This window comes from Virgibacillus kimchii (genome assembly GCF_055379185.1).
The window spans coordinates 1,795,012-1,821,874 of sequence record NZ_AP043951.1 but is presented as its reverse complement, the minus strand read 5'-3'; the positions used below and the strand labels follow the sequence as shown (position 1 = coordinate 1,821,874).

The following is a 26,863-nucleotide window of genomic DNA, read 5'->3' as shown; positions in this document are numbered from 1 at the left end:
AGCCCTCCAACGGTATGTCATTAAAGAGAAAGCACAAAATGCCAGCGCATAGAGCCCTCCAATGGTATGTCATTAAAGAGAAAACACAAAATGCCAGCGCATAGAGCCCTCCAATGGTATGTCATTAAAGAGAAAGCACAAAATGACACCCCATAGAGGCGCCCAATAGTATGTCATTCGCCAGTTATATAAAACGACCACCGCGTACAGCTGTGCCATTTTATAAACAGCATATACAGCAACATTTATAAAGTGTACCGTAACGAAATATGATAAAAGCTGCAACTCTTGCATGACCAGTCCATATGTCATTAAGTGTTCACTTGTAATATACAATACCTGCGAATTACTGTTACAAGTTCTCATTTTCTAGATTTTCCTCTCACTTTTTCGAGTCAAAATACAATAATTCATTGAATTATTTAAAAAAGAAGCATATAATATTTCGTTAAAGAAAGGTGGGGATTTTAAGATGAGTAAGGATACAGATGTGAAAGAAAAAGATTTGCGTGTGAAAAGTCAGGTTTATGACACGTCGGAAGCCATGCGGGCACCAAACCGGGCGATGCTGCGTGCGGTTGGACTGACGGATGAGGATTTTACAAAGCCGATGATTGGAGTTGCCAGTACGTGGAGTGAAGTAACGCCTTGCAACGTACATATTGATGATCTGGCGCTTCAATCAAAGAAAGGCGCACAGCAGGCAGGGGGTGTCCCGCTCGTTTTCAATACAATTACCGTTTCTGACGGGATTTCCATGGGTACACAGGGAATGCGTTACTCTCTGCCAAGCCGTGATGTTATTGCTGACTCGATTGAAACTGTTGTAGGTGCAGAGAATCTGGATGGTCTGGTGACGATTGGCGGCTGTGATAAAAATATTCCCGGCTGTATGATTGCTATCGCCAATGCAGAGGTCCCCGCTGTATTTGTTTACGGCGGTACGATTGCTCCCGGTTCTCATCGTGGAAAAGATATCGACATCGTTTCCGTGTTTGAAGGGGTCGGAAAGCATAATAACGGATTGATTGATGATAAAGAACTGAACGCCATCGAATGCCATGCCTGTCCAGGAGCAGGTTCCTGCGGCGGCATGTACACAGCAAATACCATGGCTTCTGCTGTAGAAGCGATGGGGATGAGCCTGCCGGGCAGCTCTTCGAATCCCGCGGAATCAAAAGAAAAGGCGGAGGACTGTGCAGCAGCAGGTGAAGCTGTTTATCATTTGCTGGAAAAAGGTATTTTTCCAAAAGATATTATGACAAAAGAAGCTTTTGAAAATGCAATCACTGTTGTCATGGCACTTGGCGGATCCACCAATGCCATCTTGCATCTTCTGTCGATTGCTCATGCATTGGAAGTAGATTTAACGATAGATGATTTTAATAGAATGCAGGAGAAAGTCCCGCATCTGGCTGATCTGAAACCAAGCGGGAAATATGTTATGCAGGACCTGCACCGTGTCGGAGGGGTACAAGCTGTCATGAAATTGTTGTATGAAGCGGGATACCTTCACGGGGACTGCATGACGGTTACAGGGAAAACAGTAGCTGAAAACCTGGCGGAAGCTCCATCCCTTACAGAGGGACAGGATGTCATTATGCCGTTTGATAATCCGAAACGTAAGGATGGTCCTTTAATCGTGCTGAAAGGAAACCTGGCACCAAGCGGGGCCGTTGCTAAAGTATCCGGTGTCAAAGTAAGCAGGCATACCGGCCCGGCCAGGGTGTTTGATACGGAAAAAGAAGCGACTGCAGCGGTGATGGATAATCAAATTAATGAAGGCGATGTGCTCATCATCCGCTATGTCGGACCAAAAGGCGGACCGGGCATGCCGGAAATGCTTTCGGTCTCATCCATCCTTGTCGGGAAAGGACTTGGAGAAAAAGTTGCCCTATTAACCGATGGCAGATTTTCAGGCGGGACGCATGGACTGGTTGTCGGCCATATTGCACCGGAAGCCCAATCCGGCGGACCGATCGCTTTTGTGAAAGAAGGAGACATGGTAACAATCGACTCTGATAAAAAAGAAATATCTTTTGAAATTAGTGAGGAAGAACTGGAAGAACGGAAAAAAGCATGGACGGCACCACCGCTTTATAAAAAGGGTGTGCTCGGAAAATATGCCCATAATGTTTCCTGTTCATCAAAAGGAGCAGTTACTGACTACCTGGATTCAAAATAGACTTATAGTTTAAATCGACGGTAGCGACCCACGAAAGTTAGAGTAGAAAACTAACTTTCGTGGGTGTTTTTTATATCAAGTAATATATTGTCACTTTTGCAATCTTATAAGTAAAAATAACCCTATTTATGGCACTATCGCAGAGGGTAATATATTTGTCGGGTATGAACCAGTTTTTATTTTTAGATTTGTTTGCTGCAAAAATAATTCTACTCAGGTTAATCCCCACCATATACAATAAAACTTTAAATTAAAAGTAATAAATTGGAAATAAATACGCAAAAACCTATGCGATATATCGCAGGAATAAATTGTAATCAAACTGTAATATAAAAATAGAAAGGTTTATCTGACAACAATGTAAACGCATACAATTTTATTGACTTATCTAAAGTGTCAAAAAAATAAAAAATAGCTGTTGACTACTTGGAAAAAACGTTATATGATTATCGGCAATATCAAAGATTCATAAAAAAGCAATAAAATAAAAAGTAATGAAGCCAATACAAATGAACTCGATGACGGGAATAAAGAAACAATAATAATGCAGCTTACAGAGATCCGGGGTTGCTGGAAGCCCGGAAGTGCACATTGTTTCGACATCATCCCTGAGTGCTGGGATCGAACGGTATACCAATTAGACCCAGCCAGGTGCATCCAAGTTGTACCTGTTATCCATTCAAGCTGATACGTCAGCTTGCAAGACAGTATTCGCGAGGATGCTGTAAACCTGGGTGGTACCGTGAAAAGAGGACTCTTTTCTCCCCAACAATTCTGTAAACATGTGCGCAGATAGGGAGAAGAGGGTCCTTTTTTATTCAGTAAAGTAGAGTATTCCGTTGGGTAAACCCGGTGTTGGCAATTAAAGTCAGGGTTTAACATATCAATTTTTAGCATTAAGGAGGCATGTAGTAGTGAAGGTTGAAGCGAAGCGAGAGATGGAAAGCAAGACAAAAATGATAACGGGGGCCGATCTGCTTATTGAGTCTTTGACTGACGAAGGAGTGGATACGATTTTTGGTTACCCTGGTGGGGCTGTGCTGCCTATTTACGATGCACTATACCGGAACGAGACACCGTTTGAACACGTGCTTACCCGCCATGAACAGGGTTCTATTCATGCAGCGGAAGGCTACGCCCGGGTCACGGGGAAAGCAGGTGTGGTGCTTGCCACATCAGGTCCGGGAGCAACCAACTTAATTACCGGGTTAACCGATGCCATGATGGATTCCATTCCCCTTGTTGTTTTTACCGGTCAGGTTGCCGATAGTGTCATCGGTACAGATGCTTTCCAGGAGGCAGATGTTATGGGGATCACCACGCCGGTCACGAAGTACAATTACCAAGTTCATCATACAGAGGAATTGCCGAGTATTGTGAAAGAGGCTTTTCATATAGCTACTACAGGCAGACCGGGTCCGGTAGTAATTGATATCCCGAAAAATATATCTGCAGAGACAGCAGAGGTAAACGTAAAGAAGGACTTTTACTTGCCGGGTTACCAGCCGAATAAACATCCAAACCCGTTGCAGATTACGAAATTGGCGCAAGCAATCAGCCGCTCGAAAAAACCAATTATTTTAGCAGGTGCCGGTGTACTATTTGCGGATGCAACAGAAGAGCTAAAGAAATTTGCTGTTAGATATAATCTTCAGGTAACGAATACGCTTCTTGGTTTGGGAAGCTTTCCCGGAACCCACCCATTATCGCTTGGAATGGCGGGGATGCATGGAAGCTATGCCGCAAATACAGCATTATATGAATGCGATCTGCTCATCAATATCGGTGCCAGATTCGATGATCGGCTGACAGGCAATTTACAATCTTTTGCACCGGATGCAAAGGTAGCTCATATTGATATAGATCCTGCAGAGATTGGGAAAAACGTGACGACAGAAATCCCGGTGGTAGCTGATGCAAAAGAAGCATTAAGCAGATTGCTTGAAATTGATATGGAGCCTCCAAAACAGGAAGCATGGCAAAAAACATTGGAGCAAAACAAACAAAATTTTCCGTTTTGGTATGATAAGCCGGAGCAATTACTATCACCGCAATGGCTGATCGAAGAGATCTATAAGTCTTCAAAAGGGGAAGCGATTGTTACAACGGATGTAGGTCAGCATCAGATGTGGGCAGCCCAGTACTATGCATTTGATAAACCGAATCGCTGGGTAACCTCAGGCGGACTCGGAACGATGGGCTTTGGGTTCCCGGCAGCAATCGGCGCCCAATTGGCATTCCCTGAAGATCTCGTTATCGCATTGGTCGGTGACGGCGGCTTTCAAATGACATTGCAGGAACTATCGGTTATTCAGGAAAGGAACCTGCCCGTAAAAGTGATCATTGTAAATAATGAGGCGCTCGGTATGGTGAGACAATGGCAGGAGACCTTTTATGAAGAAAGATACTCTGAATCTATCCTTTCTTCCAATCCGGATTTCGTAAAACTTGCAGAAAGTTACGGAATCCGGGGGATGAAGGTGGATAAGGAATCGGAAGCAAGCGAAATGCTGAAGGATGTATTTTCCTCTAGAGAACCGGTAGTGGTGGATTGCCGGATTGCCCAGCTGGAAAAGGTTTATCCGATGATCGCCCCTGGAAAAGGGCTGAACGAAATGATAGGGGTGAAGAAATGAAACGGATTATCATCGCAACGGTGCAGGACAGAAGCGGGGTATTAAACCGGATTACCGGCATGCTGTATAAACGGCAATTCAACATTGAGAGTATTTCCGTCGGTACATCTGAAACCCCGGGTGTTTCCAAAATGACTTTTGTTGTCGACGTGGATGATGAGCATAAGCTTGAACAATTAACAAAGCAGCTGAATAAGCAAATTGACGTGCTGAAGGTACAGGATATTACAGATAAAGCCATTGTAGCGAGGGAACTTGCACTGATTAAAGTGGGTGGCAGCGGCGGGTTAAGGGCCGAAATACAAGGAATCATTACACCGTTTCGTGCTTCCGTCATTGATGTCAGTAAAGACAGCCTGACGATTCAGGTAACCGGCAAGCCGGATAAGGTGGAAGCACTGATTTCCCTGCTTAAACCATATGGCATTAAAGAGTTGACAAAAACTGGTGTGACCGCATTCCTGCGAGGCCAGCAGCCGGAGAGAGTTGCAGAAATTAATTCACATATCATTTAGGAACAATCAGAGCATAAAGTCGGTTCATCCAACCGGCATAACAATGAAATGGAAACAAAACGGGCACAACAATATTTTAAATATATTTAAATTTATAACTTTACTTGTGGAAATTAACAAAAATAGGAGGAATGGAAAATGACAAAAGTATTGTATGAGAAGGATATTCAAACAGAGGTATTGAAAAACAAAAAAATTGCTGTAATCGGATATGGTTCCCAGGGTCATGCGCATGCACAGAATTTAAGAGAAAGCGGATATGATGTGGTGATTGGTCTGCGTCAGGGCAACTCGCAAAAAAAGGCAGAGGCAGATGGGTTCACGGTTGTTTCCGTAGCAGAAGCAACAAAACAGGCGGATATCGTTATGGTGCTCCTGCCGGATGAACAGCAGACTCACGTGTATAACGAAAGTATTAAGGACAATTTGGATGCAGGAAATGCACTTGCATTTGCTCACGGATTTAACATTCATTTCAGCCAGATTGTACCGCCGTCCGATGTGGATGTATTCCTTGTAGCACCAAAAGGGCCTGGACATCTGGTAAGAAGAACGTATGAAGAAGGAGAGGGAGTTCCTGCTTTATACGGTGTATACCAGGATGTGACCGGGGAAGCGGCGAAAGTGGCACTGGCTTATGCACAGGGCATCGGGGCAGCCAGAGCGGGCGTGCTGGAAACAAGCTTCCAGGAAGAAACCGAAACCGACTTGTTTGGAGAGCAGGCGGTGCTTTGCGGCGGTGTGACCAGCTTGATCAAAGCAGGGTTTGAAACATTGACAGAAGCAGGCTATCAGCCGGAAGTGGCATATTTCGAGTGTTTGCATGAAATGAAACTGATCGTAGACCTTCTTTATGAGGGTGGTCTCGAAAACATGCGTTATTCCATTTCCGATACAGCCCAGTGGGGAGACTTTGTATCCGGGCCGAAAGTGATTAATGATGAAACGAAAGCTCGTATGAAGGAAGTGCTGGAGGATGTGCAATCAGGTAAATTTGCACAAGGGTGGATCCTGGAAAATCAGGCGAACCGTCCACAATTTAACGCCATTAATGCAAGAGAAAACAAACACCAAATTGAAAATGTGGGAAGGGAGTTACGTGAATTAATGCCTTTTGTCAAACAACCATTGCAAAAACAACCATCAAAACAAAAGGATGTGAAAGTTCATGTCACAAATTAAGATATTCGATACAACACTTAGAGACGGGGAACAATCACCCGGTGTAAATCTGAATCAGATAGAAAAACTGGAAATTGCAAAACAGCTGGAGCGGCTTGGGGTGGACCGGATGGAAGCAGGATTCCCTGCTTCCTCCAAAGGAGATTTCCAGGCGGTGAAAGCTATTGCCGACACAATCAAAGACACTTCCGTCATAGGGTTGGCCAGAACAACAAAACAGGACGTGGATATTGCCTGGGAAGCGTTGAAAGGAGCAGCATCACCAAGCCTGCACCTTTTCCTGGCAACGTCCCCGATCCACATGACATATAAGCTGAAAAAAACGCCTGATCAAGTGATAGATACAGCAGTATCAATGGTGCGATATGCCAAGCAGAAATTTTCCGAGGTGGAATGGTCTGCAGAAGATGCTTCAAGATCTGACTGGAAGTTCCTGGCTCAGATTATCGAACAGGTAATTGACGCTGGCGCAACAGTCATTAACCTGCCGGATACAGTCGGCTATACGACACCGAAGGAATATGGCGACATGTTCAGGTATATGAGAGAGAACGTGCCGAATATCGATAAAGTTCAGCTTTCCTGCCATTGTCATAATGACCTTGGAATGGCGGTTGCCAACTCCATTGCTGCCGTGGAAAACGGGGCTACCCAAGTGGAGGGCACGATTAACGGAATTGGAGAAAGAGCGGGAAATGCCTCTTTGGAAGAAGTGGCATTGGCTTTGAAAATACGTTCTGATTTTTATCCTTATCATACGAATCTTCAATTAAATGAAATTAAACGGACGAGTGACATGGTTGCCAAATTTACAGGTATGTCCGTACCCGGCAATAAGGCAGTGGTAGGTCGCAATGCTTTTGCCCATGAATCAGGAATTCACCAGGACGGCGTTTTAAAAAATACGGAAACCTATGAAATTATTACACCGGAAATGGTAGGTGTGAAGTCCAACACCCTATTTTTAGGAAAGCACTCCGGCCGTCACGCTTTTAAAGATAAAGTGGAAGAATTCGGCTATGAACTGTCGGAGGAAAAATTGAAAGAAGCGTTTGATGCATTTAAACAATTGACGGACCGTAAAAAAGAAGTGACAGATGACGATATTTTCACCTTGCTGACTGATATTCAAACAGATACAGTTGCTGCGAGAAAATATGAAATGCAAATGTTCCAGGTCCAGTACGGAACAGTGAACATACCAACAGCCACTGTCTCCATGAAAACACCTGAAGGGGAGATCGTCCAGACAGCATGTACCGGGCAGGGAAGTGTGGAGGCACTGTATAAAACACTGGATGAACTGATTGAAGAAGATGTCAAACTGGTAGATTACCAGATCAGTTCTGTCGGAGGTGGAAAGGATGCGCTGGCAGAATCCCATGTACAGATGATGGTCGATGGTGAAGTGGTCAATGGCCGCGGTTCGGCGCAGGACGTGGTGGAAGCTTCAGCAAATGCCTTTATTAATGCGGTTAACCGGCACATTGTCCAGCAAACCAATCGTAAAAAAGAAGTTGTCCGTTCCTAGTTTTTTTAAAAAGAAAAGTTATAGCGTATGAAAAATAAACAGCGAAAGAAAAATCCTGGAGGAGGAAGCGTGATGAATAAGCAGATAGTTTTATTGGCGGGAGACGGCGTAGGAAAAGAAATTATGGAATCGGCGAAAATTGTCTTAAATTCCATTGCAAATGAATATGGACACCGTTTTTCATATCACGAGCATGAAATTGGGGGGGAAGCCCTGGATAAATATGGCACACCGTTGCCTGAGGAAACATTAGACGCATGCAGGGATGCAGACGCAGTTTTACTTGGCGCGGTCGGTGGACCAAAATGGGATAATTATCCGAGTCATCTGCGTCCGGAAAAAGGATTGCTTGGTATCCGCAAAGAACTCGGCCTATTCGCCAATTTGCGCCCTGTAAAAAGTTTCCGTCCACTGCTTCACGCTTCCCCTTTAAAAGAGGAAACGGTAATAAACAGTGATATTATGATTATCAGGGAGCTTACCGGCGGCTTGTATTTCGGGGAGCCGAGTGAAAGAAGAAACAATGGAAAATCAGTCGTGGACACACTTGCATACTCAAGGGAAGAAATGGAACAGATTGTGGATAAAGCCTTTGAAAGTGCAAGCGTAAGAAGAAAGCATCTTACTTCCGTGGATAAAGCAAATGTCCTTGAATCCAGCAGGATGTGGAGAGAAGTAGTGGATGAAAAGGCAAAAGATTATCCGGATGTACAGGTAGAACACTTGCTTGTGGATGCAGCAGCGATGAAGCTGATTACCAATCCATCCGATTTTGACGTGATGGTGACGGAAAATTTATTTGGGGACATTTTAAGTGATGAAGCATCTGTATTAACTGGATCTATCGGAATGCTGCCATCAGCCAGTGTCCGTGCTGACGGTTTCGGTATGTATGAACCGGTTCATGGTTCCGCACCGGACATAGCCGGAAAGGGAGTTGCCAATCCGCTTGGCATGATATTATCCGCTGCCATGATGCTGAAATATTCATTTGGCATGGAGGAAGAAGCCTGCGAAATGGAAGAAGCAGTTAATCAAGTGCTGGAACAGGGATATCACACGCCGGATTTGCACGTAAAAGGTGGCAAGACAGTAGGGACAAAAGAAATGACAGAAGTTGTACTGGATACGTTAACTACGAGAAGTGTTTCAGACAGTATTTGCAGTATGTACGCGTAAACGGGGGGATTTATCATGGGGAAACCTGAGACGATAGTTGAAAAAATATGGAAAAGGCATGTAGTGCATGCAGAGGAAGGCAGGCCTGATTTATTATATATTGATCTGCATTTAGTGCATGAAGTAACCTCTCCCCAGGCTTTCGAGGGACTGCGGCTGAATAATCGCAAAGTGCGCCGGCCTGATTTGACCTATGCAACGGTGGATCATAATGTGCCAACCAGAAACAGGGATGTCATTAAAGATGAAATCGCAAAGAAACAGATGGAAACATTGAAACAGAATTGTGAGGAATATGGAATTCCGTTGGCAGACATGTACCATCCGGATCAGGGAATCGTTCATGTTATTGGTCCGCAGCTTGGTCTGACTCAGCCCGGCAAAACGATCGTCTGCGGGGACAGTCATACTTCCACCCACGGTGCATTTGGTGCACTGGCTTTTGGGATTGGAACGAGTGAAGTAGAGCATGTGCTTGCCACTCAATCCATCTGGCAGGAACGTCCAAAAACGTTAAATGTGAAAGTGGAAGGGAATCTTGGTCCGGGTGTTACTGCCAAGGATTTAATTTTGGCGATCATTGCCAAGTTCGGCGTAAGGTTCGGTACCGGCCATGTGATTGAATATACCGGAGAAGCGATTCGCAATTTATCCATGGAAGAACGGATGACGGTTTGTAATATGTCAATCGAAGCAGGAGCAAGAGCCGGCTTAATCAGTCCCGATGAAACGACAGTGGAGTTTTTAAAAGGAAAAGAATATGTACCGGAAGGAGCTGCTTTTGAGGATGCTGCAAAATCCTGGCTGGACTTGGCAACGGATGATGGTGCAGCATACGACAAAACAGTCGTTATTCATGCAGATGAAATTGAGCCGCAGGTTTCCTGGGGAACGAACCCGGGCATGTGTCTCCCGGTAAGTGCTGCAACTCCTTCCCTGGATGAAAGTGAAAACCGGGAAGATGTGAAACGCGCCCTGGAGTATATGGGGTTGGAAGAGAATCAGCCGATCAGTTCGATTAAAATTGATCATGTGTTTATCGGATCCTGCACAAACTCCAGATTAAGCGATCTGCAAAAGGCAGCAGCCATTGTGAAAGGGAAAAAAGTTAATGACAATGTGAGAGCCATCGTAGTTCCCGGGTCCTTCAGCATTAAGCTGCAGGCAGAAAAAGAAGGGCTGGATCAAATATTTAAGGAAGCCGGATTTGAATGGCGGGATGCCGGATGCAGCATGTGTCTGGCGATGAATGACGACGTCGTGCCTCCCGGCGGCAGATGTGCCTCCACTTCCAACAGGAACTTTGAAGGAAGACAGGGAAATGGAGCGAGAACTCATTTGGTGAGTCCGGAAATGGCCGCAGCGGCAGCCATTGAAGGACATTTTGTCGATGTTCGTCAGTTTGCCGGTGCAGTCAGTTAAAGGGTGACGGCAAAGAGAGAGGGACGCTTTCTGTTATCAAAGGTAAAACGATGATGATAGGAGGTGGTTTCTCAAAGTGTCAACACGGATGGTAAGGAGGAACGCTAACGATGGAAGCAATTGAAAGTCACAGAGGAAGTGCTTATCCACTGGACCGGAGTAATGTGGATACAGATCAAATTATTCCAAAGCAGTTTTTAAAAAGAATCGAACGTACAGGATTTGGTCAATTTCTTTTTTACCATTGGCGATTCGATGATAAGGGAAAAATGAGAGAAACGTTCAGCTTAAATGAGGAAAAATATAAGGATGCGACAATTCTGTTGGCGGGAGAGAATTTCGGCTGCGGCTCTTCCCGGGAACACGCGCCTTGGGCATTGCATGATTATGGATTTAAAGTAATTATCGCCCCGAGCTTTGCAGATATTTTTTATAATAATGCCCTGAAAAATGGATTGCTGCTCGTAAAAATGGATGAGGCACAGGTAAAGCACTGGATGAGTAGGGCAGAGGATGGCGCATTGGAATTATTTGTTGATTTAAAAGCGCAGCAAATTACAGATGAAAAGGACCATGCAGTAGCTTTTGATATTCCCGAATATCATAAACAAAAGCTGTTGAATGGCTGGGATGATATTTCACTGACATTGCATCATGAAGCGAAAATTGAGGCATATGAAAATGGAAACTAAACTAAAGGTACAGGGAGAGTGAACCTTTTGGGGATTGCTTAACAGGCGAAAAAGTGCATACGGCAATGGGTCGATTAAGACCGATTGTCCATCGCACTCCTTTACTGACATCAGAAACGACCAATCGAATAGTAGGTAAAAACGTTTATTTTAAAATGGAAAATCAGCAGAAGACAGGTGCATTTAAATTTCGGGGAGCAACGTTTAAACTGATGCAGCTGCCGAAAAAACAGTTAAAAAGAGGTGTGATCACTGCCTCAGCAGGCAATCACGCCCAGGGTGTAGCCTATGCATCAGCCAAATTGGGTGTAAAAGCTACAATTTATATGGCTGAAAAAACACCTGCTGCCAAAGTGGATGCTACCCGAAATTACGGAGCTGAAGTAATTTTAACGGGAGAAACTTTTCAGGAAGCATATGAGGCATCATTGAAAAAGCAAATGCAGACCGGTGCTGTGTATATCCACCCGTTTGATGACCATGATGTTATGGCCGGGCAAGGTTCAATTGCCATGGAGATGCTGCGCCAGGAAGACCGCATGGATACGATGATCGTTCCCATTGGCGGAGGAGGACTTATCAGTGGAATTGCCGTTGGTGCCAAGCACGTCAACCGGAATATGAAGATTATTGGCGTGCAGGCAGAGGGTGCTCCGGCCATGTATAAAAGTTTTCATCAAAATCGCATGAAGGATATTTCATCCGTGGACACCATTGCGGAAGGTATAGCCGTGAAAAAACCAGGTGAGCGTACACTGCCGATCATCCAGGAATACGTAGATGATATTGTTACCGTATCGGATGCGGAAATTGCATCAGCTATTCTTTACATGCTCGAGCGGAATAAAACATTAATTGAAGGAGCAGGTGCGGCGGCAATCGCAGCATTATTTGCTTATAAAGATGAGATTAAATCAAGGCATTGCGGAATCGTGGTCAGCGGGGGCAACATGGATATCAGCATGATGCCAAAAATCCAGAATCTTGCAAAAAGTTTTCATCATTCGGCTTGATTGAATGTATTGCATGTAAATGGTGATACGATATGAAACGAAGCTGGGACATAACAAAAAAGTTTATAAAAAAGCCGAACAATGCACCACATTAGCTCCGGCAATATACGTAGACTCCTTGAAAATGCTGTGCATTTTCTGCGTGCGATGTAATGCTGTCGAAGCTTTACTTGTCCTGCGGGAGAAAAGGCATCTGTGAGACCCCACAATGCGACATTAATGAGGGCCGACTAAAAACGCCCTTTGCGGGCAACGTCGGCATACCCCTTGCCGGGGCAAGGAGGCTCACCAGCCGCCCGCGGCAAAGAAGACACTAAGAAAACGACCAACGGGAGTTTGATTAGATGTCGCACTTGTGCCCGTGGTGAAAGCGTTGTATATTGCCGGAGCGGGTTATGTGCGCTTAAGTTCGGCTTTTCCTTTGAATATTATGTTATTGTCCCAGCTCGTTTTTTTAAGTTTTGTCCATCCTTCATTTAGTTTGTGAATACTGATAAAGCTATGGTCCAGTAACGGCCATATGTATCACTTCGTTATGATCCTGATGTGCTGAATGAAGCTAAATTAAGAACTGTAAGCGTCAGAAAGAAGACTCATAATTTCTGTCCGTAATACTTGTCCAACGTAAAACCACGGCCGAGAATTTCTGATGCATTAATAAAAATAACGAAGGAATCCGGTTCTTCTTTTTGCAATATCTTCCTTAACTGCACAGCTTCCTGATTTTCGGTGACACATAGGATCATTGTTTTATCTTTATTGGAATATCCGCCAACGGATCGGACTTTCGTTAGACCCCGATCTATTTCGTTATTGATGATCCGCTGGATTTTTTCTTCATTTTCGGTAATGATCATAATAAGTTTGGTGGCTGACGTGCGCAGTTGCACTACATCAATGGTTTTACTTGTAATATAGATACACATTAGCGCGAATAAGGTCAGCTCCAGGTTAAATACAATAATAGAAGAAATGACAACTATGCCATCTACAAACAGTTGGGAATAACCGCTGGACAGGCCGGTAAATCTTTTCACAATCTGTGCAATGGCTGCCGTACCCCCGGTTGACCCGTTGCCTTTATAAACAATTCCAAGGCCTGCTCCCAAAATAATCCCTCCGTAAATAGCTCCGAGGAGCGGATTAGTGACGGTGAATGGCACATCGGCGGTAAGCCAGATAACAAAAGGTACCCAAAAGGTTCCTAGCAATGTTTTCCAGCTGAAATCTGATCCCAATGCAAGCCAGCCGATAATGAAAATTGGAATATTGATCATAAATTGCGTGAAAGCAGGGCTCAGTGCGTACAATTCGAATAATATCGTGCTTATACCTGAAATGCCCCCGGCTGCCAGTCTGGATGGCAATAGGAACAGGTTATAGGAAAAGCCTACAAGGGTGGCACCAATAATAATCTGTCCATATTCAATTGTTGGTTTATGCAGTTTATCCGTTATTTTCGTCATGTGGTGAAATCCTTTCAAAAGAGTAAACTATGTATTTTTATCATGTGAAATTAAAAAAAGTTGCCTGCTTTATTCTATCACTCCAGGTTGCTGGAGTAAACAGGATCAGTCTGCTGGCATTGTTTACATAAAAAGACTCTTCACCTTGTTTTGTGAAGAGCCATCACTAATATGAAATTAACTTACTCCTGCTGTTTTTTGTCTCATCATATTATCTGCCACTCTTTCAGTAAACCGTTTAATTGTTTTTGGGAGCAGGGTTTTTAATATTGGGTTGATCATTGGCCCGGCAATACCTTTTGCGGAAATTTGCAAGTACCCTGTCATTTTAATGGATTTATTACTAAGTGTGCGGGCTTCAAAATAGCCGTCCCCGGACACGTTTTCGTTGATGCCTCTTACCGAAAAAGAAACTTTTGTCGGTTCTGTCCACTCCTTAATATCAATTCTCAAATGAACCGTTTTTTGCACAATCCCCGCATCACCTGAGAAGGTCCATGTCGATTGTCTCTCATTCAGCTGTTGATGCCCGGCATATCCGGGGACAAGGGGAGCCCAGTTGTTCATATCTTTTACAAAATCCCAGGCGTGGTGGACAGGGATGTTTAAATCCATTTCATGAAGAGCACTTGGCATACTGCTACCTCCTCTTATGTATGCTTTTTCACATTCTTCATTATATGCAGCGAACCCATTTATAGAATCACCTTACATTATATTTTAAAGGATTTTTTCCTTCGGGTGTCGAATAAATACATGTAGAGAATTTTAGGAGGTTGACATACATGAATCAGAAAGCAACTATCTTGAACGAAGGGGATAAGCTGATCCAGGAGAAAGCATCAGTAAAACAGTATGTGGAGTGTGCAGCGGGAGATTTTTGCACGCTGCTGATCGATGAGGCTTTTACGGTTGTTGTCAAGGGAATAAAAGAAAAAGATCAGACCGGTGAAAAAGTAAGGATGCTTGCCGGAGATATCGCACGTACATTAGGAAAAAACAAGGTGGAAGCAGCCACTGTAAATGCAACTGTTTTACAGGAGCTGTTTCCTGAAATAAACATAGACAAGGCCGTGACAGCATTTGCAGAAGGGTGGCATTTGGGGCAGTACCAATTTTCACCGTATAAATCTGAAAAAAATCATCATCATACTGTATTACATGTAACAGGGGATGGAGGAACAGATACCCTTTTGGAAAAGGGGAAAATCCGCGCCGAAGCTACAGCTTTTTCCCGGGATTTAATGAATGAAATTCCGAGCGCGCTGAATCCTTCTACCTTTCCTGGCGTGCTGGAGGAAGCATTTTCAGGTACAGATGTACAGATTAATGTATGGGATAAAAAAATGCTCGAGCAAAATGAAATGAATGGCGTGTTGACTGTTGGCCGGGGAAGTATCCATGAGCCGGCATTTGTGGAAATGACATATCGCGGCGATGATACAAAACCGCTGATTGCGCTGGTAGGGAAAGGTGTGACTTTTGATACCGGGGGAATCAGTCTGAAGAAAGGCCGGGATTTAAGCAGCATGCGGCATGATATGGGTGGAGCAGCAGCTGTTGCAGGAGCCATGAAACTGTTATCTGCATCCAAAGCAAAAGTAAATGTGGTTGCCCTCATTCCTATTGTGGAAAATATGCCTGACAGCAAATCCGTTATTCCGGGTGATGTTATCCGCTATAAAAACGGGCTTCATGTCCAGGTGGGAAATACAGATGCGGAAGGAAGGTTGATCCTGGCAGACGGATTAATCAGGGCAGGAGAGCTGCAGGCGGAATATGTGGTAGATATCGCTACATTAACCGGTGCCATCATAGGTGCACTGGGAACAAAGCTGGCCGGTGTTTTTGGAGATGAGCAGCTTTCCTGGGAAATGAAGCAAATTGGCGATGAAAACGGCGACTTTAACTGGCCGATGCCGCTGGTTGATGCCTATGAAAGCTATATTGCCAGTGATTACGCAGATTTTAATAATACCACTTCGAAAGTTGAAGGTGCCTCCATTGTTGCAGGCCTGTTTTTGCGCCGTTTTGTACCTGAAAATGTAAAATGGCTGCATGTGGACATGGCCGGCAGAATGCGCAGTGAAGAGGGTGGTTATTATGCAACTTCGGCAACCGGATTCGGAGCGAGGTTGCTGGCTGATTTTACCGAGAAAGTTTCGAAATAATTTTTGGTAAGATTTAAAATATAAGAACCTCTTACTTCATCCTGAAAAGGGAGGAAGTAAGAGGTTTTTTGGCACTGAAAAACATAATAACGTTCATACCGTATAAGTCCATGGAGAGCGGAGGAAATTATTCTGTTCACTTATCTCGGCATAAGGTCACGAATGGCGGGGGATTCTCTCCATTCGTGAACAGATGAAAGGAAAACAACGTCACTCGTTGCCTGACAGGCCAGATGAGTGAACGAATGGAAGAAAATCAGCGTCATTCATTGCCTGATAGGCTTGATGAGTGAATGAATGAAAGAATAATAACGTCATTCGTTGCCTGACAGGCCAGATGAGTGAGCGAATGAAAGAAAATCAACGTCATTCGTTGCCTGATAGGCTTGATGAGTGAATGAATGGAAGAAAATCAGCGTCATTCGTTGCCTGATAGGCCAGATGAGTGAATGGAAGAAAATCAGCGTCATTCGTTGCCTGATAGGCTAGATGAGTGAACGAATGGAAGAAAATCAGCGTCATTCATTGCCTGATAGGCCAGATGAGTGAGCGAATGAAAGAAAATCAACGTCATTCGTTGCCTGATAGGCTAGATGAGTGAATGAATGGAAGAAAATCAGCGTCATTCGTTGCCTGATATGCCAGATGAGTGAGCGAATGAAAGAAAATCAACGTCATTCGTTGCCTGATAGGCTAGATGAGTGAATGAATGGAAGAAAATCAGCGTCATTCATTGCCTGATAGGCCAGATGAGTGAACGAATGAAAGGAAATCAACGTCATTCGTTTACTGATATGCCAGATGAGTGAGCGAATGGAAGAAAATCAGCGCCATTCGTTGCCTGATATGCCAGATGAGTGAGCGAATGAAAGAATAATAACGTCATTCGTTTACTGATATGCCAGATGAGTGAGCGAATGGAAGAAAATCAGCGTCATTCGTTGCCTGACAGGCCAGATGAGTGAGCGAATGAAAGAAAATCAACGTCATTCGTTGCCTGATAGGCCAGATGAGTGAATGAATGAAAGAATAATAACGTCATTCGTTGCCTGACAGGCCAGATGAGTGAGCGAATGAAAGAAAATCAACGTCATTCGTTGCCTGATAGGCTTGATGAGTGAATGAATGGAAGAAAATCAGCGTCATTCGTTGCCTGATAGGCCAGATGAGTGAACGAATGAAAGAAAATCAGCATCATTCGTTGACTCATCTCATCAGGCTTAATAAACGCAGAACCCAACAGAATCCGTCGCCTTTCTTCACTTATGGGATTAATAAGATCCCGAACCAACATCTTCTTTCACAACCCACCAGGCGTGTTGCTTGTACTTAAGAACGCCCGACTATACCACTTCATATAGCCGAATGCGAAAAGGTGAATCCCTGTGCTCAAATGTTTCTTGCAGTTCCAGCCCTGTCTCTTCACTGTTTTCAATTGGCACGGCTGAGAGAATGTAATCCCCGCCGAGTTCCTTCAAAGCATCGGTGTTAATATCCAGTTCTTCAATGGTCCCTTCTTCTTCCCGGTCTTTCGTAAACATATAATCCTGCCCGTGTTCGGCGACATACATGTAAAGCCTGCCGCCCCACGTGTCAAAATAGTTTTTCAACGAAGGACTTTTTTCCAGTTCCCCTGCGATCACTTCCCTGAAATCATGCTTGTATTCCAGTGGAAAACTATTGTTGTACGTATCCAATGTGTAAAATCCATTATACTGGGCGATGGTTGGATGCATGCCGATGCTCACCACCCTGTATTCTGAAGGATCCATACCGATATAATCCTGTACTTCTGCAAACAATTCCTCCGAATAAAACTCCTGAAAGGTCGAGCTCCCGGCAACGCTGTATTTTGATTCTTCATTCAGACCAAACAGGATGGCACATTGCAGGATGAGAAGGGAAATAACAATCACTTTTCCATACCTGAATGACATCCATAGTATAACTAACGCCAATGCGAAACTGATATACCATATGGGAGGGTCGAAAAAGTGAATCCGTGCAAAATTAAAGGTGTTCGCTATCGAAAAGTTATCTTTTACAACGCGCCAGCCTTCCCAATACCAGAAAGCATACCAGACAGAAAGGGCGAAATTAAATATAAATAGGCCGAACAGCAGCTTGACGTTTAATTTTCGAATAGCGGCAACAATGAAAGCAACCCCGATGACAGGAACAATCACCCAAATATGTTCAGCCAAATCATGGGTATGATCAAACAAAAAATTTTCAAAAGAGAGCTCAATGCTGCGCTGAAAAGAATTATGGCCAAGACTCATTTCCTCCCGGTGGGAAACAAAGCCATCATCGAGAAACATGGAAAAGATGAGCAAGTATTCTTTCACCACGTAAATGGCTGTCATCGAAGCTACGGCAGTGAAGAAAATCCAGTCCGGACGCTTCCTGCGTATCCAGTCGAACAGCCAGAAACCCCCCATCATCGCCAAAAAGAATACAAATGTTAAAACAAAATTCGAAAAGAAAGGGATCAGTAAAAGCGTAAGCCAATAATACCATGGCGTTTCTCTTCCACGCTTTTTAATCGTCAAAAAGATATGCAATGCAAGGGGAAGCCCCGCAATGGACAACATTCCAGATGGCCAGTAAGGAAGCATGGCAAAGGCCACAGAAGCACCGACGACGATCATATGGTATTTTCCCTCGCGGATGATATGGCGTTTCAGCAATAAATACATTCCGATAAATGCGGCAAAACGCATGATCGTCTGTCCAATCGTATAGGCAGTCATCGGTTCAAAAAGCACGTACAGCCAAACCATCGCATCCAGCCCGGAAGGAAGGGTGCTTCTCGGCAGGCCATTAATGACATTCGGCAATGTCGTGTCCGTTAAAGTGAAAATCTGTCCGCTTTCTGCGAGCAGTTTATACCAGACGATATTGGAATCCAAATTATCATGTTCGCGGATATGGGTGTCCACTCCCAATATATAATAGGGCATCAAGTATAAAATAATAATAAATAGTCCAATACCAATGATGATATTATGCTTTGTAAAAAGCTTTAATCTGATCGATGACATCATGAACAGCCTCTTCTCCCATGTCATAATACAACGGCAGGCGAAGTAATCTCGCGCTATCTTTCGTCGTATATTTATCCTCGCCTATAAATCTTCCGTATTTTTTGCCCGCTTTTGAATCGTGCAGCGGAACATAATGTGAGGTGGCCTGCACCTGGTTTTTGCGTAAAAACTCCATCAGCTGATGGCGTGTTTCTTCATCTTTTGTTTTAAGAAAAAACATGTGTGCATTATGACCGGATTCATCAGGTATATAGGGAATTTCGAACAGGCCTTTTTCAGCAAGACCTTCCAAACCCTCGTGGTATAGTTCCCAGGATGTCATTCTGTCCTCGAGAATAACATCTGCATGCTCCAGCTGCACGGATAAATAAGCTGCATTTATTTCACTTAATAAATAGGAAGAGCCGAGATCCTGCCACGTGTATTTATCGACCTCCCCGCGTACAAACTGGGAACGATTGGTTCCTTTTTCCTGTAAGATTTCCGCCCGCTCCGTAAAAGCGGCATCATTAACGATCAGGGCCCCGCCCTCCCCACAAGTATAATTTTTTGTATCATGAAAACTGAACGTGGCAAAATGCCCGATGGCGCCCAAATGTTTATCCTTATATGTACTCATTAACGCCTGGGCAGCATCTTCAATTACATACAGACCATGACGGCCGGCAATGTCCATAATCTTATCCATATCACAGGCTATACCAGCATAATGGACAGCCACGATCGCTTTCGTCCGATCAGTGATTGCATCCTCGATAAGTGCTGGATCAAGGTTCATGGTCCGGGGGTCCACGTCGATAAAACGAATGTCTGCACCCTGTAATACATACGCATTGGCGGTGGACACAAATGTATAGGAAGGCATGATTACTTCATCACCATCCTGAATATCCATTAATAGCGCGGTCATCTCCAAAGCATCCGTGCAAGAAGGCGTCAGTATTGCTTTTTCACATGTCAATTGCTCTTCCAGCCACTTTGTACATCGATTTCCAAAGGATCCGTTTCCGGAAAGCTTGCCATTTGTCAATGTCTGCTGAATCGCAACGGATTCCTTTCCGGTTACACATGGTTTGTAAAATGGTATCAAAACTAATCACCTCATTATGATAATTCCTAGCACGATAAGTGAAAAACCAGCTATTTTCTGAAATGAAACTGGTTCACCGAATAGAAATGCCGATAAAATAAATACAAGGACAAAGGACAAACTCATAAACGGATATGCATAGCTGATATCAAATTTGGTCATTGCAGCCATCCAGCTCAGGGCAGCCAGAAATGCAGCAAAAAACCCCGAGATGATCCAGGGATTTAAAAGCAGCTGCAAAAGAAATGTAATCCGGTCCCAAAACTCCTCAGGCAGGCTTCCATATTGATCAATTTTCCATTTTAAGATTAATTGTCCATACACGGTAAAAATTATGGTGCCAAAGATATAAAAATAGCCCATCATGCCCCTCCGACCGGTAATGAACCATTCAATTTATGGTATACATCCACTGCGTTTTGCGGGCGGAAACCAAGGGTTAAAAATAAATTTAATGATGTTATATTGGAAGCCGAGATGGAAGTGGTAAGCATATCGTAATCTCCCTGTTCAAACTGGTTCAGCACAGCCTGGCTGGTAAACGGTTTGGCCAATCCCTTGTGCCTGAACTCTTTTTTTATCGCAAGCAGCAGTACTTTGTTATTTGCCTGGCCGTAAAACCCGGCAAGCGTTCCATTAAAATACAGTCCGATAATCATATCTTTCATTATCAAATCATTGACCCAGTTCATGTATCGCTGGTCCGCCATAAAATCGGGAATATGGAAGTCCCGGTGAAAGCGCCCGCCTTTAAAGGCTTCTTTTGCAATCTTGAGCACTTCATCTTTATCAAAATCGGTGGAAATTTGTATTCCTTCTTTGCTGAATAAGTTCAGCTTTTCTCTTTTGCAGGCTGGTTCTAATAATGTATCAACATAATAGAAACCATATTTATTCAGATTTTCTGTATTGGTGGAAGGATCCACTTTAAGTGTAAAATGTCCTTCCGTCTCATTGGTGGACTGTAATGCAGCCTCGGTAGCTTCAGCCAATTCAAATGTTTCCACATGGAAATTTCGTTTATCCCATGGGGTTGGTCGCAGATACCCATCTATTAATTCCATTTTCCATTCCTCCACTTTCCTGTGATATATTATGTGTTCTAAGATTTTTCCTCATCGTCCGTTGTTTCCCTGATTAAGTATAGAGGCCGGCTCTTTGTTTCATTAAATACCTTTCCAATATATAAGCCGAGCACGCCGAAATTAAAGAAAACAAGCCCTCCGATAAAATAGATGGAAACCATGACACTGGTCCATCCCTGTACGGGTTCGTCAAGAAAAAAATACCGGCCGAACAAATACAGACCATAAATGAATGATACGGAAGCAATCAGGAAGCCGAATTGAATGGACAGTCGGAGCGGCTTGTTTGACTGGGAAATAATCACATCTGTTCCAAGTGTAATCAGTTTCCTAATGTTATAGGCAGACTTGCCCTGTTTTCGTTCACTGTGATTGATTTCCACGGAAGCAGTCTTATATCCCATCCATTGAATGAACAGTGGATAAAAGCGATTCTGCTCCCCGATGCGTCTAAATCCCCGTACTACTTTTTTGGAAATAATGCTGAAATTGGCTACGGTATAATCTGTGGAAGCACCGGTAAAATAATCATAGATACGGTAAAAGAACTGGGAGGATTTCTTCTTCAGCCAGTTATCCTTCCGTTCTGCACGTTTGCCAAAAACAACTTCATAGCCTTCAAGTGCCTTTTCGTAGAGCTTAGGTATTTCCTCCGGCTGGTCCTGCAAGTCACAATCCATGACGACGGTCCAATCACCCTCCGCAAGATCCAGACCGGCTGTAATAGCGTAATGCTGCCCGAAATTCCGGGCTAAATCAATTCCTTTAATCCGTTTGTTTTTTTTATAGAGATCTTTAATTGTTGTCCAAGCATCGTCCGGGCTGCCATCGTTTACCAGGATGATCTCATAATCGGCTGGAATGGATGTTAACGTTTCGTCCAAACGGCTGCACAATTCTTGCAGACAGGTTTCGCAGCCGTAAACAGGGACGACGACGGAAATTAGCGGGTGAGCTGCGGCAGCCATTTGCTCACATACCAGTCTACTGTTTTTTGCAGCCCTGCAGTCAGGCTTTCCTGCGGTGTCCAGCCTAAATGATTTCTCAATTTGGTAGCATCAATGGCATATCTCCTGTCATGTCCCAACCGATCTTCCGTAAATGAGATTAATTCGCTAAAACTTGTCAGTCCTTTTTCCCGCCTAATACTTTCCTGCTTTTCATCCAATATATTGCATATGGTGTTGGCAATTTCTATGTTTGTTTTTTCATTGTTGCCGCCAATATTATATGTTTCCATTGGGTCCGATTGATGGAAAATAACATCCAGTGCCTGGCAATGGTCCGCGACATACAGCCAGTCGCGAACATTTTGCCCATCCCCGTAAATTGGAATCGGTTTTCCTTTTAATGCATGAGATATAATAGTAGGAATCAGTTTTTCTTCATGCTGTCTGGGCCCGTAATTGTTCGAACAGCTCGTGATAATGACGTCCATTCCATACGTATGTCCAAAGCTTTTAACGAGCATGTCCGAACCGGCTTTGGAAGCACTGTACGGGTTGCGTGGATCATAAGGTGTTTTTTCCGTAAACTTTCCGGATCCTCCGAGGGAGCCATATACTTCATCTGTGGAAATATGATGAAAACGCCTTTCTTTGAGGACACCGTCTTTTTCCCATGCATTTTTGGCAGCCTGGAGCAGTGTCATTGTTCCAACGAGATTTGTTTCCGTGAAGACTGCCGCATCCTCGATGGATCTGTCCACATGTGACTCAGCAGCAAAATGGACGACACCGGATATATCGTATTCGTTGAAAATGGCGTTTACTAATGTACTATTTTTAATATCTCCCTGGATAAAAAGGTAGTTATCGTTACCCTCAGCCTCCAGTAAATTTGACTTAGAACCGGCATAGGTTAATTTATCCATATTAATAATCTGGTATTCCGGGTAATGATGCAGTATATAGTGTATAAAATTGGAGCCGATGAATCCTGCTCCCCCGGTAATGAGCAGTGTTGGATGTTGTTTCTTCATTATTTAACCATTCCTATCATTGGATGTTGATCAGTATGATCCCAGTATTGCTGTGTGTGCTTTCTTTTAGCTATTTCCAGTAAATATTGGCCATAATCATTTTTTTCCATGGATTTTCCTCTTCTGTATAACTCATGCTGAGATATATAGCCGAGGTAATAAGCGATCTCTTCCAGACATGCCAGTTTAAAGCCTTGTCTCTGCTGGGTAATTTTAACAAACTCCGATGCCTCAAACAGAGACTCATGAGTGCCGGCATCCATCCAGGCAAAACCTCTCCCAAGAAGCTCCACATCCAGTTGTCCCCGTTTTAAATATTCTTTGTTCAAGTCGGTGATTTCCAGTTCCCCTCGGTCAGAAGGCTCCAGATTTTTTGCGATCCGTGCTGCTTGATTATCATAAATATAGAGACCGGTTACAGCGAAGTCAGATTTTGGATTTTTTGGTTTCTCTTCAATGGACATTACCTTCTGGCTTTCATCAAACTCGACTACGCCAAAACGTCTCGGATCTTTCACCCGATAGCCAAAAACAGTAGCATGCCTATGGGTTTTCAGCGCATTTCTGAGAATGGTCGTGAATCCCTGTCCGTAAAAAATATTGTCTCCCAGTATGAGGGCAACATCATCCGAGCCGATAAAATCTTCTGATAGTGTCAGCGCTTCCGGAATCCCGTTTGGGTCCGCTTGTTCCTTGTATTCGAGAGAGATTCCCAGTGATGATCCATCACCAAGCAGCTCTCTAAATCTTGATTTATCTTCAGGTGTACTAATAATCATAATTTCTCTTATACCACCAAGCATAAGAACGGAAAGGGGATAATAAATCATTGGCTTGTCATACACCGCAAGCAAATGTTTATTAATGCTGTCCGTACTTGGGGCAAGTCTCGTGCCGCTGCCGCCAGCCAATATAATCCCTTTCATAAACAACACCTCTTTTCAAAAGTTAACAAAACTGCTTAAGACAGAAGACAGGAAGTAGTTCCTGTGCCGTAAGCGCCTGTTATTCCACAAAATTCGGGGAGTGGCAATTTTTTCGGTGGGACGAGCATTTAGCAAAGTCCCGGATATTTCTTTCGGCGCAGCTTAGGGCACTCCTCGTGCAACCTACTTCTACAGTATAGCCTAATTGGTTACTTCCCTTTTTATGCTGAGTTAATCTTACAATTTTATTTCAAGTTTATTTCGGATTTTACAAAAAATGGTCTTATTTAACGACACGCTGGGTGGACTGGTGGGAAAGTAGTGGTTTACAGCGCAATAGTTTGGGGTGCAGACTTGATCAATCAGGGAGACATTTACTAGTGTTTTTTAAGTTATCCTTAAGGCTTTTGACCTGTAATTAAAATAATAATTCCCTTATCACAGCATTCCAAAACCCCTATGAGATTAACACATATAAGGAAAATAGTAGCAGAATAGGGCAAAAATATTAAAAAACGTATTGCTTTTTCACTGCACTACGCCTTATAATTACAAGTACATATTACAATTTTGTTAAATTTTTATTTTATTTCAACTATGAAGCAAATATCGATTTACAGGGATAATAGTTGTAATTTCATTACATATCATTTGAAATCTATAAAACCTGGCTTAAACTCTGCCTGTATTTTTCAGAAGAAATAAAAAAACGGATTAAAAATTTTAGCGAAAATAATTTGAAACTTCACAGGATAATTTTAATTTGTAACCTTTAGTGAAGACGGAATTAGGGGGATTACTTTGAGTGAAGAATTAGTAAAAATACAAAATCTGAAAACATCGTTCAGAATAAAAGATGATTATTATGCTGCTGTGGACGATGTATCATTAACCGTCAATAAAAATGAAGTACTAGGCATTGTGGGGGAGTCCGGTTCCGGGAAAAGTGCGCTCGCTTTTTCGGTAATGGGGTTGCACAACCGGGCAAAAATAGATGGTGACATCTATTTCAAGGATCATAATATACCAAAGCTCTCCCCTGCCAAACTGAATAGATTGCGCGGAGACGACATGGCTATGATCTTTCAGGATCCTTTAACGGCATTAAACCCATTAATGACCATTGGCGATCAAATTTCCGAAACATTATTGCTGCATAATAAAAAACTATCAAAAGAAAAGCGCAGGCAGCGGGTGATAGATTTATTGAATGAGGTCGGAATTCCGCGCCCTGAGTATATTTATGATCAGTATCCTCATGAGCTGTCAGGGGGAATGCGCCAGCGGGTCGTAATTGCCATTGCGATTGCCAATCAGCCGGAACTGTTAATTGCTGATGAACCGACTACGGCGCTCGATGTGACCATTCAGGCACAAATTCTTGATCTGATCAGAGACTTAAAGAATGATATGAATGCCGGAATTATCCTCATCACCCATGACCTTGGCGTGGTGGCGGAAATGGCGGACCGGGTAGCGGTGATGTATGCAGGGCAGATTGTGGAAATTGCTGATGTGCATTCCCTGTTTGAAAATCCGCTGCACCCTTATACGAGATCCTTGCTGAATTCTGTTCCCAATACCGACGAAGCTCAGGATAGACTGCATGTGATTCAGGGTATTGTACCATCCCTGCAATATCTGCCAAGGGAAGGATGCCGTTTTGCGCCGCGAATACCGTGGATTGAAGAATCAGCGCATGAGGAACATCCTGAACTTCATGAAGTAACACCGGGTCATTTTGTGCGCTGCACATGCCACAGTCAATTTTACTTCCCGGAAGAGAAGGAGGAGCAAACTGATGGCATTTCTTGATGTAAAGGATTTAAGAGTACATTTCCCGATTAAAGGCGGGGTATTGCAACGAACTGTCGGACATGTCAGGGCCGTCGATGGGGTGTCCTTATCCATTGAACAGGGGAAGACATATGGACTTGTTGGAGAGTCAGGCTCCGGAAAAACAACGACGGGCAGGGCCATTATCGGCTTAAATAAAATAACATCGGGTGAGATTACTTTTGACGGCCGGGACCTTACTGCGGTCAGCAGAAAAAAGTCAAAGGAAGTCCGCCGGGATATACAAATGATCTTTCAGGACCCTTATTCTTCCTTAAATCCCAAAAAGCGTGTCATCGATATTGTGGCTGAGCCGATACGAAACTATGAAAAGCTGACCAAGCTGGAATTAAAAAAGCGGGTACAGGAACTTATGGAACAGGTAGGCCTAAGTCCCGAGAGCATTTTAAAATATCCTCATGAGTTTTCAGGGGGGCAGCGCCAGCGTATCGGTGTGGCCCGGGCGCTTGCTCTGAAGCCAAAGCTGATTATTGCCGATGAGCCTGTTTCGGCGCTCGACGTTTCCGTCCAAGCTCAAGTTCTGAATTTTATGAAGGATATCCAAAAGGATTTGGGACTCACATATTTATTCATCAGCCATGATCTCGGTATTATTAAGCATATGTGTGATGATATAGGAATTATGTATCAGGGACGCTATGTGGAAGAAGGGACGAGAGATGAAATATTTAACAGTCCCCAGCACATTTATACGAAACGGCTGGTCGCAGCGATACCTGATATAGACCCGAAAAAGCGGGAAGAACACCAGAAGTTCAGACAGGAAGTAAAAGAAGAATATGAGAAATCATATAATGATTATTTTGACAACGATGGATTAGCGTATAAGCTGCAGAACATATCAGATACACATAAAGTAGCTTTACCGGAGAAAGGTTGAATGGG

21 protein-coding genes are annotated in these 26,863 nt (G+C 43.6%); 12 read left to right on the top strand and 9 right to left on the bottom strand.

Features of this window, described 5'->3' with window-relative positions:
* The first annotated feature begins 472 nt into the window (after positions 1-472).
* The 9 genes from ilvD (at position 473) to ilvA (ending at position 12,355) form a co-directional block, all read left to right on the top strand.
* Positions 473-2,185 (top strand): dihydroxy-acid dehydratase, encoded by a 1,713-nt coding sequence (ilvD, locus tag ACZ42C_RS09115; protein ID WP_461181213.1) that lies wholly within the window; start codon positions 473-475, stop codon positions 2,183-2,185.
* 914 nt (positions 2,186-3,099) lie between these two features.
* The gene (ilvB, locus tag ACZ42C_RS09110) at positions 3,100-4,821 is read left to right on the top strand and encodes an acetolactate synthase large subunit (RefSeq protein WP_461181214.1); all 1,722 of its coding nucleotides are present in this window, start codon (positions 3,100-3,102) and stop codon (positions 4,819-4,821) included.
* Positions 4,818-5,336, top strand: a complete 519-nt coding sequence (gene ilvN, locus ACZ42C_RS09105; RefSeq protein WP_461181215.1) for an acetolactate synthase small subunit — start codon at positions 4,818-4,820, stop codon at positions 5,334-5,336. Before ilvB ends, ilvN begins: the two co-directional genes overlap by 4 nt.
* Positions 5,337-5,474: 138 nt before the next feature.
* Entirely contained in the window at positions 5,475-6,518 is a 1,044-nt protein-coding gene (ilvC, locus tag ACZ42C_RS09100) for a ketol-acid reductoisomerase (RefSeq protein ID WP_461181216.1), read from the top strand.
* On the top strand, positions 6,505-8,049 hold the full coding sequence (locus tag ACZ42C_RS09095) for a 2-isopropylmalate synthase (protein WP_461181217.1): 1,545 nt from the start codon (positions 6,505-6,507) through the stop codon (positions 8,047-8,049). The genes ilvC and ACZ42C_RS09095 overlap by 14 nt, the downstream gene beginning before the upstream one ends.
* Before the next feature lie 72 nt (positions 8,050-8,121).
* Complete coding sequence (gene leuB / locus ACZ42C_RS09090; protein ID WP_461181218.1) at positions 8,122-9,228, top strand: 3-isopropylmalate dehydrogenase; 1,107 nt, start codon at positions 8,122-8,124, stop codon at positions 9,226-9,228.
* Between the two features lie 15 nt (positions 9,229-9,243).
* Positions 9,244-10,650 (top strand): 3-isopropylmalate dehydratase large subunit, encoded by a 1,407-nt coding sequence (leuC, locus tag ACZ42C_RS09085; RefSeq protein WP_461181219.1) that lies wholly within the window; start codon positions 9,244-9,246, stop codon positions 10,648-10,650.
* Positions 10,651-10,760: 110 nt separating this feature from the next.
* Complete coding sequence (gene leuD, locus ACZ42C_RS09080) at positions 10,761-11,342, top strand: 3-isopropylmalate dehydratase small subunit (RefSeq protein ID WP_461181220.1); 582 nt, start codon at positions 10,761-10,763, stop codon at positions 11,340-11,342.
* 65 nt (positions 11,343-11,407) lie between these two features.
* Positions 11,408-12,355: a threonine ammonia-lyase gene (gene ilvA / locus ACZ42C_RS09075; protein ID WP_461181221.1), complete on the top strand. Its 948-nt coding sequence runs from the start codon at positions 11,408-11,410 to the stop codon at positions 12,353-12,355.
* Positions 12,356-12,948: 593 nt separating this feature from the next.
* Here ilvA and ACZ42C_RS09070 read toward each other — a convergent pair.
* Both ACZ42C_RS09070 and ACZ42C_RS09065 read right to left on the bottom strand, forming a co-directional pair.
* Positions 12,949-13,821: a YitT family protein gene (locus ACZ42C_RS09070; protein WP_461181222.1), complete on the bottom strand. Its 873-nt coding sequence runs from the start codon at positions 13,819-13,821 to the stop codon at positions 12,949-12,951.
* A gap of 177 nt (positions 13,822-13,998) precedes the next feature.
* Entirely contained in the window at positions 13,999-14,457 is a 459-nt protein-coding gene (locus ACZ42C_RS09065) for a CoxG family protein (RefSeq protein WP_461181223.1), read from the bottom strand.
* Positions 14,458-14,606: 149 nt separating this feature from the next.
* On the opposite strand from ACZ42C_RS09065, the gene ACZ42C_RS09060 reads away from it, so the two are divergent.
* Positions 14,607-15,992 (top strand): leucyl aminopeptidase family protein, encoded by a 1,386-nt coding sequence (locus ACZ42C_RS09060; protein WP_461181224.1) that lies wholly within the window; start codon positions 14,607-14,609, stop codon positions 15,990-15,992.
* 1,343 nt (positions 15,993-17,335) lie between these two features.
* On the opposite strand, the gene ACZ42C_RS09055 is transcribed toward ACZ42C_RS09060, so the two are convergent.
* From ACZ42C_RS09055 to rfbA, 7 genes are read right to left on the bottom strand one after another with little or no spacing between them, the layout of a single operon-like run.
* Entirely contained in the window at positions 17,336-19,039 is a 1,704-nt protein-coding gene (locus tag ACZ42C_RS09055; RefSeq protein ID WP_461181226.1) for a DUF6044 family protein, read from the bottom strand.
* Positions 18,999-20,129, bottom strand: a complete 1,131-nt coding sequence (gene rffA / locus ACZ42C_RS09050) for a dTDP-4-amino-4,6-dideoxygalactose transaminase (RefSeq protein WP_461181227.1) — start codon at positions 20,127-20,129, stop codon at positions 18,999-19,001. Before rffA ends, ACZ42C_RS09055 begins: the two co-directional genes overlap by 41 nt.
* A 6-nt stretch (positions 20,130-20,135) precedes the next feature.
* Complete coding sequence (locus ACZ42C_RS09045) at positions 20,136-20,495, bottom strand: EamA family transporter (RefSeq protein WP_464891351.1); 360 nt, start codon at positions 20,493-20,495, stop codon at positions 20,136-20,138.
* Complete coding sequence (locus ACZ42C_RS09040; RefSeq protein ID WP_461181229.1) at positions 20,492-21,193, bottom strand: GNAT family N-acetyltransferase; 702 nt, start codon at positions 21,191-21,193, stop codon at positions 20,492-20,494. Before ACZ42C_RS09040 ends, ACZ42C_RS09045 begins: the two co-directional genes overlap by 4 nt.
* A gap of 38 nt (positions 21,194-21,231) precedes the next feature.
* A complete protein-coding gene (locus ACZ42C_RS09035) occupies positions 21,232-22,182 on the bottom strand; it encodes a glycosyltransferase family 2 protein (RefSeq protein ID WP_461181230.1) in 951 nt (316 codons plus the stop codon).
* The gene (gene rfbB / locus ACZ42C_RS09030) at positions 22,158-23,195 is read right to left on the bottom strand and encodes a dTDP-glucose 4,6-dehydratase (protein ID WP_461181231.1); all 1,038 of its coding nucleotides are present in this window, start codon (positions 23,193-23,195) and stop codon (positions 22,158-22,160) included. Before rfbB ends, ACZ42C_RS09035 begins: the two co-directional genes overlap by 25 nt.
* Positions 23,195-24,121 carry a glucose-1-phosphate thymidylyltransferase RfbA gene (gene rfbA, locus ACZ42C_RS09025; protein ID WP_461181232.1) on the bottom strand — a complete coding sequence of 309 codons (927 nt, stop codon included), beginning with the start codon at positions 24,119-24,121 and terminating at the stop codon, positions 23,195-23,197. The genes rfbB and rfbA overlap by 1 nt, the downstream gene beginning before the upstream one ends.
* Positions 24,122-24,922: 801 nt before the next feature.
* Between rfbA and ACZ42C_RS09020 the strand changes: the two genes are divergently transcribed.
* Positions 24,923-25,936, top strand: coding sequence for an ABC transporter ATP-binding protein (locus ACZ42C_RS09020; RefSeq protein ID WP_461181233.1), 1,014 nt, complete (start codon positions 24,923-24,925; stop codon positions 25,934-25,936).
* Entirely contained in the window at positions 25,923-26,858 is a 936-nt protein-coding gene (locus tag ACZ42C_RS09015; protein WP_461181234.1) for an ABC transporter ATP-binding protein, read from the top strand. The genes ACZ42C_RS09020 and ACZ42C_RS09015 overlap by 14 nt, the downstream gene beginning before the upstream one ends.
* Positions 26,859-26,863: the final 5 nt, after the last annotated feature.